This window comes from Actinomadura geliboluensis (assembly GCF_005889745.1).
Lineage (GTDB): Bacteria > Actinomycetota > Actinomycetes > Streptosporangiales > Streptosporangiaceae > Spirillospora > Spirillospora geliboluensis.
In genome coordinates, this window is the sequence record NZ_VCKZ01000375.1 from 1 (window position 1) to 9,040 (window position 9,040).

Here is a 9,040-nt window from a genome sequence, read left to right on the forward strand (position 1 = left end):
GACAGCGTCCGGCCCCGGTTCGGCGGGGCGGGGGATGCGCCCCGCGGTGGTCGCCCGGGCCTTCCAGGCGCTGCCGTCCGCGCATCGCGAGATCCTCACCGAGACGGTCTTCCGGGACCGGTCGGTCAACGAGGCCGCCGCGTCGCTGGGGGTGCCGGTGGACGTGGTCAAGGTCCGCGTCTACCATGCGCTCCGCGCACTGAGTGCGGCGCTGGAGGCGTCCAGGTCCGCCGTCTGACGGCGGATAAATGGGTTGCCGGGCGGGAATCGCCGCGGCAGCATGGGTGTTGCACGGAATGAGACCGGGAGGAGAGGGAAATGCGTCGCCATCGAATGCACAGCCGTAGCCTTTCCGGTCTCGGGAGTCGCCGAGGGACGTGAGCAGTACGTTCCGACGTTGACCGCCCGCAGGCCGCGGGCGGTCTTTTTGTTTCCCGGAGGGTTGGCCGAGTGGGAAGGCAGCGGCTTGCTAAGCCGTGGTCAGGGGCGACCCTGCGCGAGTTCGAGTCTCGCACCCTCCGCGCCAGGTGGGGATGCTGGTGTGTCCGGCGGATTCATATCCCGCAGCAGGCAGGTTCGATTCCTGCACCTGGTACGCAGTGACATGTCTCCGTGGCGCAGTGGAGAGCGCGCCGGGTTGCGGACCCGGAGGTGGCATCTGGTTGGCCAGGGCCAACAGGGCTTCCTGCCGGAGACACGGCCTTCGTGGTGTAGTGGTCTGCACGCCAGGTTGTGGTCCTGGAGGTGTCGGTTCGATCCCGATCGAGGGCCCTTTGTCCTGGCGGTGACCGACAGATATTGCCCATGCGCGGACATCCGGTTGCGTTGTGTTTGATCAACCCTGGAAAAGCTTTCCGCATGCGCACCTCCCTGCACTCGATGCGGTCCCGGCTCCTCGCGCTCGGCGCGCTGGCGGCGCTGGCGCTCGTCGGCCACGGCGGGCCCGTGCGGGCGGAACCGGGACCCGCCCCCTACCTTGACCCGCACCTGTCCGTCCAGGACCGGGTCGATGACCTGCTCGACCGGATGAGCCTGGCGGACAAGCTCGGCCAGATGACGCAGCCGGAGCGCAGGTACGTCACGCCGGACGAGGTCACCCGCTACCGGATCGGGTCGGTGCTGTCCAGCGGCGGGTCGGCGCCCGAGCCGAACACGCCGGAGAGCTGGGCCGACATGTACGACGGGTTGCAGCGGGCCGCGCTCGCCGGGCCGCTGCGCGTCCCGCTCATGTACGGCGTGGACGCCGTGCACGGCCACAACAACATGGTCGGCGCGACGATCTTCCCGCACAACATCGGGCTCGGCGCCACCCGCGATCCCGCGCTGGTCCGCAAGATCGGCGCGGCGACCGCGGCGGAGATGGCGGGGACGGGCGTCGACTGGGACTTCGCCCCGTGCGTCTGCGTCGCCCGCGACGACCGGTGGGGGCGGACGTACGAGTCGTTCGGCGAGGTGCCCGAGCTGGCGACGATGATGACGACGGTCATCGACGGTCTGCAAGGGGACGAACTGGGCGGCCCCACGTCGGTGCTGGCCACCGCGAAGCACTACGTGGGGGACGGCGGCACCGAGGGCGGCGACGACCGGGGTGACGTGCGGCTGCCGGAGAAGGAGCTGCGCGCGGTGCACCTGCCGCCGTTCCAGGCGGCGGTGAAGCGCGGCGTCGGCTCGGTGATGATCTCCTACAGCTCGTGGAACGGGCTGAAGATGCACCAGAACAAGTACCTCATCACGGACGTGCTGAAGGGCGAGCTGGGCTTCGGCGGGTTCGTGGTGTCGGACTACAACGGCATCGACGAGATCGACGGCAAGCCCGGCTTCACCAAGGACGAGGTCGCCGCCGCGATCAACGCCGGGATCGACATGGTGATGGTGCCGACCGAGTGGCGCCGCTTCATCGACTACCTGCGGGACGAGGTGAAGAACGGCGACGTCCCGATGGAGCGCATCGACGACGCGAACCGCCGGATCCTGACCAAGAAGTTCGAGTTGGGCCTGTTCGAGGAGCCGATGGCGGACCGGTCGCACCTGAAGACGGTCGGCAGCGCCGCGCACCGGGCGCTGGCGCGAAGGGCGGTCGCCGAGTCGCAGGTGCTGCTGAAGAACGACGACGACGTCCTGCCGCTGGACGACGACGACAAGGTGTTCGTCGCGGGCCGCAGTGCGGACGACATCGGCATGCAGTCCGGCGGCTGGACGATCACCTGGCAGGGCAAGCCGGGCCCGATCACCCCGGGCACGACGATCCTGGACGGCATCCGCAAGGCCGCCGACGCGGACGCGACCGTCACCTACAGCAAGGACGGCTCCGGTATCGACCCGTCCTATGACGCGGCGATCGCCGTGGTGGGCGAGACCCCGTACGCCGAGTACCACGGGGACCGGACGGACGGCCTCGGCCTGGACGACGCCGACCGCAAGACCATCGACCGGCTGCGCGACGTCGGCGTCCCGGTGGTCGTGGTGCTGGTGTCGGGGCGCCCGCTGGACGTCGCCGAGGACCTGCCGAAGTGGGACGCGCTGGTCGCGGCGTGGCTGCCGGGCACGGAGGGGCAGGGCGTCGCCGACGTCCTGTACGGCGACGCCGACCCGCGCGGGAAGCTTCCGGTGACGTGGATGCGCAGCGGCGGTCAGGAGCCCATCAACAGGGGCGACGGCAAGAAGCCGCTCTTCCCGTTCGGCTACGGCCTGACCTATGACTAGCCGAGGTCTCGATCGTCCCCGCTGACCTGGCTATCCTTGGCGCAGCCGCGCGCCGGGCGGCCCCGCGCGCCGATCGCCGTCGAGAGGTGCCGTGTCACAACGTCCGCTGCTCGGGGCAGATCCCTCGGTGCTCCGCCGCCTCAACTCGGCCGCGACCCTGCGGGCGCTGCGTGACGGCGGCGAGGCGACGCTGTCGGAGCTGGCGGCGCGGGTCGGGCTGTCGCGGCCGACGACCGAGGGCGTGCTGGGCGAGCTGATCCGCCGCGGGCTGGCCGCCGAGGACGCGCCGCGGCCCGGCGCCGGGCTCGGCCGTCCCGCGCGCCGGTACCGGTTCCGCGCCGAGGCGGGGCACGCGCTCGGCATCGACATCCGCGCGCACCGGGTGCGGCTGCTCGTCGCGGACCTCACCGGCGAGGTCGTCGGCGGCCGCAGCACCGCGCTCGACCCGCTGGCCCCGGCGGGGGAGCGGATCGCGGCGGTGCGCGCCGCGGTCATGGCGTTCCTCGGCGCGGTGCGGGTCGGCCGCCGGTCGCTGTGGGCGGTCGCGGCCGGCACCCCCGGCGTCGTCGCCCCGGACGGGACGGTCACGTCCTGCACGGTGCCGCCAGGGTGGGCGGGTGTTCGCCTGGCCCGCGAGCTGGGCCGCTCGTTCCGCTGCCCCGTCCTGGTGGAGAACGACGCCAACCTCGCCGCGCTGGCCGAGCGGTGGCGCGGCGCGGCCCGCGCCACCGACGACGTCGTGTGCGTGTACGCCGCGCTGGACGCCGGGACGGGCGCGCTGATCGGCGGGCGGCTGCACCGGGGCCGCCGCGGCGCCGCCGGGGAGGTCGGCATGCTGCCCGAGCTGGGGCTGCGCGACACCGCGGCGGCGCTGGCGGGGGAGCCGTCCCTCGACCGGGCGGTGCGGGTGCTGGACGCGGCGGCGGCCGGCGACGAGGCGGCGAAGGCGCTTGTGAACGCGCTCGCCGCCCGGATGGCCCGGGGCGTCGCGGCGATGGCCCTCGCGCTCGACCCGGAGATGATCGTCGTGGCGGGGCCGCTGGCCGGGTCCGGCGGCCCGCTGGTCGACGAGCTGCGCCGGCGGGTCCGGCCACTGTGCCTCGCCCCCGTCCGGGTCGAGGGCTCCCGGCTGGGGGACGAGGCGGTGGGGCTCGGCGCCGTCCGCCTCGCGCTCGACCGGATCGACGAGGACCTCTTCCGCCTCGACCACGCCGCCTCGACCGCGCCGCGCCGACGTGGCCGGTGACGAACGCGCCGCGCGAAACGGTCCGCCGTCCTGTCGGGGGGAGGTTGTAGGGTCCCGGAGGTACAGGCGAGCGGGGCCGGACCAGACGGGCGGGAGCGGCATGAGCGCACAACCGGTAGAGCCATCCCTTCCGGGCCGGGTCCACCGGGTCCCGCGGACGGTCGCCGGCATCGGCGAGTGGCTGACGGAGGAGAAGCGCGCCGCGTTCCTGGCGGAGGTCATGGCCGCCAAGGAGGAGGACGACTTCGAGCGGGTCATGGACCGCTGGTGGGCGGAGGCGCACCTCGACCAGGCCCCGGGGCGCCGCGAGCGCCGCGACTGGGCGCTGACCGCCGACCGGAGCGAACTGGTCTCGCTGGAGGAGATCATGCGTCGGAGCCGGTCGCGCGAAGGCGCCGGGTGACCTTTCGCAAGGCCGGCTGGACCGTCTTCTGCGTGGAGGAGGCGGCCGGCGTCATCGAGTCCATGCCGCCCCCGCTGAAGCACTTCATGATCAGGTTCTTCTGCGACTTCGCGGTCGCGGGGGCCGCGGCGATCGGTGCGGGGGGCAGCCCGCCGGGCGATCCGCAGGACGACTCCGGCGTCGCGTACTGCGTGGCGGTCGCGAGCGCCTCGGTGTTCTTCGACTACGTGGTGCTCGCCGACATCCAGGAGTTCCGCATCACGAAGCTGGTGTGGCTCGGATGACGGGATGGCCGAGGGCTAGGGCGTCAGCGGGTCGCTGAAGGTCCAGCCCTCGGTGAGCAGGGCGTCGGTCGCCGCGACGGCGGCGGCCAGGCGTTGTTCGTGGGGCCCCGTAACGGTGATGTGCGGCAGGCCCCGCTTCTCCAGTTCCTCCTGGAAGCGGCCCGACATCCACGACCGGATCGACTCGCCGTCGCGCAGGCCGTCCTGCTCGAACGGGACGCCTTCGGGCGACGTCAGGATCCACAGGTGGTGCGGGACGCGCTCGTGGACGGCCTCCACCTCCGGCGCCGGGGTCCCGAGGTAGCGCTCGTGCCAGACGACGGTCGCGAACGCGTCGGTGTCGCAGACCAGCAGCGGTGACCCCGACCGCGCCGCCGCGTCCTCCAGGGCCGCGTGGCGTTCGGCGATCTCGGTGAACTCGGCCGTCTCCCAGACCAGGTCGTCCAGCCACAGTGCCGGGTCGCCGGCGGCGCGGCGGGCGGCGGCCAGCTTCTCCTCGGTGAACGTCCGGCCGTACTCGGGCACCCACCGGGTCGCGGCCCACACCCCGCCCCGCTCCGCGTAGTGCGCGGCGAGCGCGCGGGCGAGCGTCGTCGTCCCGGTCGACTCGGCGCCGACCACCGCGACCCGCCGCGCCAGGTGCGCCCGGACGGGCGGCGACAGGAACTCCCAGTGCGCCGCCGGGTCCGCCCGGACGGCGGTGCCGCTGACCGGGTGGCGGTCGCGCGGCGGGTCGACCGGGACGTGGACGGCGGAGAAGCGCTCCGCCAGCTCGGGCCCGTACGCCTCGGAGCTGAACACCGCGTCCACCGGCGGGACGTGCACGCCGAGGCCCGACCGCATCGCGAGCCCCGCCCGGAACGCCACGACATGCGCCGACCAGATCTCGTCCGACCCGTAGTCGATCTCCGCGTCGTCCACGACGGGGAAGACCTCGACGTGCGGCTGCCGGTGCGCCTCGCGCAGCCACGCCGTCCGCAGCGCGAGCGGGACGCTCTCCACGCTGGACGCGGCGACGACCACGCTGACCCGGTCGCACGCCGCCGCCGCGGTGTCGATCAGGTGGTGGTGGCCGGCGTGCGGCGGGTAGAACTTGCCGATCACGAGCCCGTGCGCGTACCTCACGCCGCCGCGACCGCCGGTTCCGCCGCGCGGGCGCGCAGGTCGCGGCGCCAGGCCAGCAGCCCGGAGACGCACAGCGCCAGGAAGACGACGTACAGGGCGCTGGTGAGCTTGAGGTCCTTATGGAAGTACAGCGGGATGTAGACGAGGTCGGCGGTGATCCACAGCCACCACGACTCCAGCAGCTTCCGGGACTGCCCGTAGATCGCCATGAGCGAGATCGCGGTGGTGAGGGCGTCCCAGAACGGCACGGTCGAGTCGGTCCACGCCGACAGCGCCCAGGTCAGGACGGCGGTCCCGGCGGCGCCCGCGGCGATGAGCGCGGCCCACTCGGCCGGCCGGGTGCGCCGCACCGGGAGCGCGTCCCGGCCGTCGCCGCCGTACAGCCACACCCACCACCCGTACAGCTGGAGCGCGACGTAGACGACCTGGAGCCCGGAGTCGGCGTAGAGGCCGCCGTCCAGGAACACCAGCCCGAGCAGGACCACGTTCGCGATGCCGATCGGCCAGTTCAGGATGTTCTGCCGGACGACGAGCCACACGTTCACCGCGCCGGTCGCGAAGCCGAGCAGCTCCGCCCACGTGGTGGGGACGGACCCGAGATGGAACGCGGGCTCCAGCAGCGGGCCCAGCGGAACGTGCACCGACATGCCCGCAATGATCACATATCGCCGGGCGGCGGCGCAGGTCAGGCGGGACTCAGCAGGACGAGCGGCTCCGTGGTCGGGCGCGCCGAGCCGCCGGCGGGCTCGACGGTGACGCCGAGCTTGTCGGCGGGGCGACCAGGTGGCGGCTGGCGGAGGTTCCCGGCACGTCGGACGCGGTCAGCGTCATCCGGTCGCCCCGCGCGGTGATCTCCCGCCAGCCGGTCCGGCCGTCCGCCCCACCGACCTGGAAGGTGACCGCCCCGGGCCCGGCGGGCGCGGTGACGCGGCATTCGAGGCGCAGCGTCGGCAGCCCAGCCTGCCCGCGCGGCGCCGGTGTCCAGCTCGGGGATGGTCTGCGCGGCGGGGGATCTCCGCGAGGTCCTCGACGTGGTCGACGCGCAGCTCGTGCGGGGCCGCGACGAGCCCGTCGTAGCGGTTGACGGAGAAGTTCCCCAGCGGGTGCGCCGCCAGCAGCCCGGCGGCGAGCACGGCGGCGATCACGGTGCGCCTCCGAGGGTCGTCCAGTGCGGCCCTGGCACGCGGCGCCCACAGCGGGGAGAACCGCGAGTTGAGGCGCAGCGCCGCGGCCAGGTTGCGCCGCGCGGCGGCGCGCTTCCCGGCCGCCTTCTCGATGGCGCCGAGGTGGAAGCGGAACAGCGCACTGCGGTAGCCCGTCGCGGTCGCCTGCCGGGCGTAGCGCAGCGCCTCCGCGTCGCGTCCGTTGACGTGCAGGGCCCAGGCCGGCGTATCCGCCGCGTGCACGCTGCACTGCCGCATGCCGCGGCCGGGGCAGCGTCGCTCGTACTCGGCGCGCGCCGCCTGGAGCGCCGTCTTCGGATCGCCGTAGTCGGCCTCGGCCAGCGCGGTCTCCAGGTCGGCGGCGACGCCGTTCGCCTCGGCGATCCGCGTCCACGCCGCCGCGACCGCGTACTGCCGCCCGGCCTCGTCGCGCCGTCCCGCCGACTCCAGTAGCTCGCCGTACTCGGTCAGGTGGCGCGGCAGCGGTAGCCGCCGGACGGTCTCGGCCCGGTCGGCGAGCGTGCCCGCGACGTCGCCACGGAAAAACGCGAGAGCCAAGTGGTGTTCCGGTGCGTCGCCTGCGGGCATCGGGCCAACGCCGACACTAACGCCGCCCGCAACATCCAAGACACTGCCGTGGGACGCACGGTGGCAGCGCGGGGAGCCCTCCAGCCGCCAGGCGGGGCAACGAACTGCGAACCCCAACCCGACCTCCTCAAAGTGTGAGGAAAGGTTGCGATCCTCCGCATTCAGGTGGAGGAGGACGTCAAGTTGTATCCGCGCAGGGTGTCGCGCCCACGTTGGACGGCGCGACCGGCGCGTTCTCGGCCAGTTCGCGGACGCTGTGCACGGTGCCGTCCACGCGCCGGATCAGCGTCAGGTCGTAGGTCTGGGTGAAGTGAGGTCCGGCTCGTCTAGGCCGGTCACTGGCCCGGCGTTGTAGAGGAACGTGTTCGGGTTCTTCAGCCGGTCGTGGAACCGGAACCGGTAGGTGAGGTCGGGCAGCGAGTCGCCGTCGTTGTCGATGTTCAGGTCGTAGCGGGCGTCGCGTGCGAACTTGGAGAAGTTCGGGCCGCCGGCCGGGTCCTGGAAGGGGATGACGTTCGCGATCAGCGTTGTCGTGTCCGGTGTCGGCGCTGGGCCAGGTCTGCCGCGACGCCGGATCGACCGGTCTCTTCGCCATGCCCGCCCCTCCTTCGCGCCCCGCGCCCGACCTGATTGGTCCGTCCGGCGCGCTGGCCGGATGCGGTCACCGCCGAACCGCGAAGGGCCTCCCGCCGACCGGCGGGAGGCCCTTCAACGGTGTGCCGCGCGCTACGCGACGATCAGCAGCGGGTTCTGCAGGAGCTCGGCCAGGCGGGCGAGGAACTGCGCGGCCGTCGCGCCGTCGGTGGCCCGGTGGTCGACCGACAGCGTCACCGCCATGCGCTTGCCAGGGACGACCTCTCCGTCCCGGACGACGGGCTCGTCCCGCACCGCGCCGACCGCGAGGATCGCCGCCTCCGGCGGGTTGATCACCGCGGAGAACGAGCTGACGCCGAACATGCCGAGGTTGCTGACGCTGAACGTGCCGCCGCTCATCTCGTCGAGCTTGAGCTTGCCCTCGCGGGCCTTGCCGGCCAGCTCGCGGCTCTCCGCGCCGATCTGGGAGACGCTCTTGCGGTCGGCGTCCTTGACGACGGGGACGACGAGGCCGTCCTCCACGGCGACGGCGATGCCGACGTGGATCCGCTTGTGGAAGAGCAGGTTCTCCTCGGTGTAGGAGACGTTCACCGCCGGGTGCTCGCGCAGCGCGGTCGCGACCGCCTTCACGATCAGGTCGTTCACGCTGACCTTGGCCGGGGCGAGCGCCTCGTTCAGGGTCTTGCGGAACGCCAGCAGCGCCTCGGCGTCCACCTCGCGGTTGAGGTAGAAGTGCGGGGCGTCGCGCTTGCTCTCGGTCAGCCGCTTGGCCGCGACCTTGCGGAAGCGGTTCAGCGGGACGGCCTCGACGTCCTCGTCCGCCGCGCGCGCCTGGGCTGCGGGCGCCGGGGCCGCGGGGGCGGGAGCGGCCGGTGCGGCGGCGGCCGGTGCCTCGGCCGCGCCGCCGGAGCGGATGGCGGCCTCGATGTCGGCG

General features: G+C 73.3%; 11 protein-coding genes and 3 tRNA genes. 9 read left to right on the top strand and 5 right to left on the bottom strand.

All coding sequences use genetic code 11. The features are described from left to right. From ETD96_RS35250 to ETD96_RS35280, 8 genes are all read left to right on the top strand, one after another. The coding region (locus tag ETD96_RS35250; protein WP_274704669.1) for a sigma factor-like helix-turn-helix DNA-binding protein at nucleotides 1-238 on the top strand (238 nt) is incomplete at its 5' end. A 198-nt stretch (nucleotides 239-436) separates the two neighbouring features. Beyond that, nucleotides 437-521 (top strand) — tRNA-Ser (locus ETD96_RS35255). A 1-nt stretch (nucleotide 522) separates the two neighbouring features. Then, a tRNA-Ile gene (locus ETD96_RS45280) sits at nucleotides 523-595 on the top strand. A 104-nt stretch (nucleotides 596-699) separates the two neighbouring features. Continuing rightward, nucleotides 700-771, top strand: a tRNA-His gene (locus tag ETD96_RS35260). 87 nt (nucleotides 772-858) lie between these two features. Next, a complete protein-coding gene (locus tag ETD96_RS35265) occupies nucleotides 859-2,703 on the top strand; it encodes a glycoside hydrolase family 3 protein (RefSeq protein WP_240808460.1) in 1,845 nt (614 codons plus the stop codon). 91 nt (nucleotides 2,704-2,794) lie between these two features. Then, on the top strand, nucleotides 2,795-3,949 hold the full coding sequence (locus ETD96_RS35270) for an ROK family transcriptional regulator (RefSeq protein WP_240808461.1): 1,155 nt from the start codon (nucleotides 2,795-2,797) through the stop codon (nucleotides 3,947-3,949). A 100-nt stretch (nucleotides 3,950-4,049) separates the two neighbouring features. Beyond that, nucleotides 4,050-4,352 (top strand): hypothetical protein, encoded by a 303-nt coding sequence (locus ETD96_RS35275; protein WP_138640810.1) that lies wholly within the window; start codon nucleotides 4,050-4,052, stop codon nucleotides 4,350-4,352. After that, nucleotides 4,349-4,636 (top strand): hypothetical protein, encoded by a 288-nt coding sequence (locus tag ETD96_RS35280; RefSeq protein WP_138640811.1) that lies wholly within the window; start codon nucleotides 4,349-4,351, stop codon nucleotides 4,634-4,636. The genes ETD96_RS35275 and ETD96_RS35280 overlap by 4 nt, the downstream gene beginning before the upstream one ends. Before the next feature lie 15 nt (nucleotides 4,637-4,651). Here the strand turns inward: ETD96_RS35280 and ETD96_RS35285 are convergent, their stop codons facing one another. From ETD96_RS35285 to ETD96_RS46160, 3 genes are all read right to left on the bottom strand, one after another. Further along, nucleotides 4,652-5,761 (bottom strand): AAA family ATPase, encoded by a 1,110-nt coding sequence (locus ETD96_RS35285; protein WP_138640812.1) that lies wholly within the window; start codon nucleotides 5,759-5,761, stop codon nucleotides 4,652-4,654. Next, nucleotides 5,758-6,408 carry a nicotinamide riboside transporter PnuC gene (gene pnuC, locus ETD96_RS35290; RefSeq protein ID WP_138640813.1) on the bottom strand — a complete coding sequence of 217 codons (651 nt, stop codon included), beginning with the start codon at nucleotides 6,406-6,408 and terminating at the stop codon, nucleotides 5,758-5,760. The genes ETD96_RS35285 and pnuC overlap by 4 nt, the downstream gene beginning before the upstream one ends. Nucleotides 6,409-6,588: 180 nt before the next feature. Continuing rightward, nucleotides 6,589-7,482, bottom strand: a complete 894-nt coding sequence (locus ETD96_RS46160) for a hypothetical protein (RefSeq protein ID WP_205719599.1) — start codon at nucleotides 7,480-7,482, stop codon at nucleotides 6,589-6,591. Nucleotides 7,483-7,485: 3 nt separating this feature from the next. On the opposite strand from ETD96_RS46160, the gene ETD96_RS47120 reads away from it, so the two are divergent. Beyond that, nucleotides 7,486-7,650 carry a transposase gene (locus ETD96_RS47120; protein ID WP_240808462.1) on the top strand — a complete coding sequence of 55 codons (165 nt, stop codon included), beginning with the start codon at nucleotides 7,486-7,488 and terminating at the stop codon, nucleotides 7,648-7,650. A 150-nt stretch (nucleotides 7,651-7,800) separates the two neighbouring features. Here the strand turns inward: ETD96_RS47120 and ETD96_RS48280 are convergent, their stop codons facing one another. After that, entirely contained in the window at nucleotides 7,801-8,169 is a 369-nt protein-coding gene (locus ETD96_RS48280) for a DUF4331 family protein (RefSeq protein WP_205719600.1), read from the bottom strand. Nucleotides 8,170-8,238: 69 nt separating this feature from the next. Then, nucleotides 8,239-9,040 (bottom strand): dihydrolipoamide acetyltransferase family protein (locus ETD96_RS35315; protein WP_138640814.1); only part of this gene is annotated, 802 nt, incomplete at its 5' end.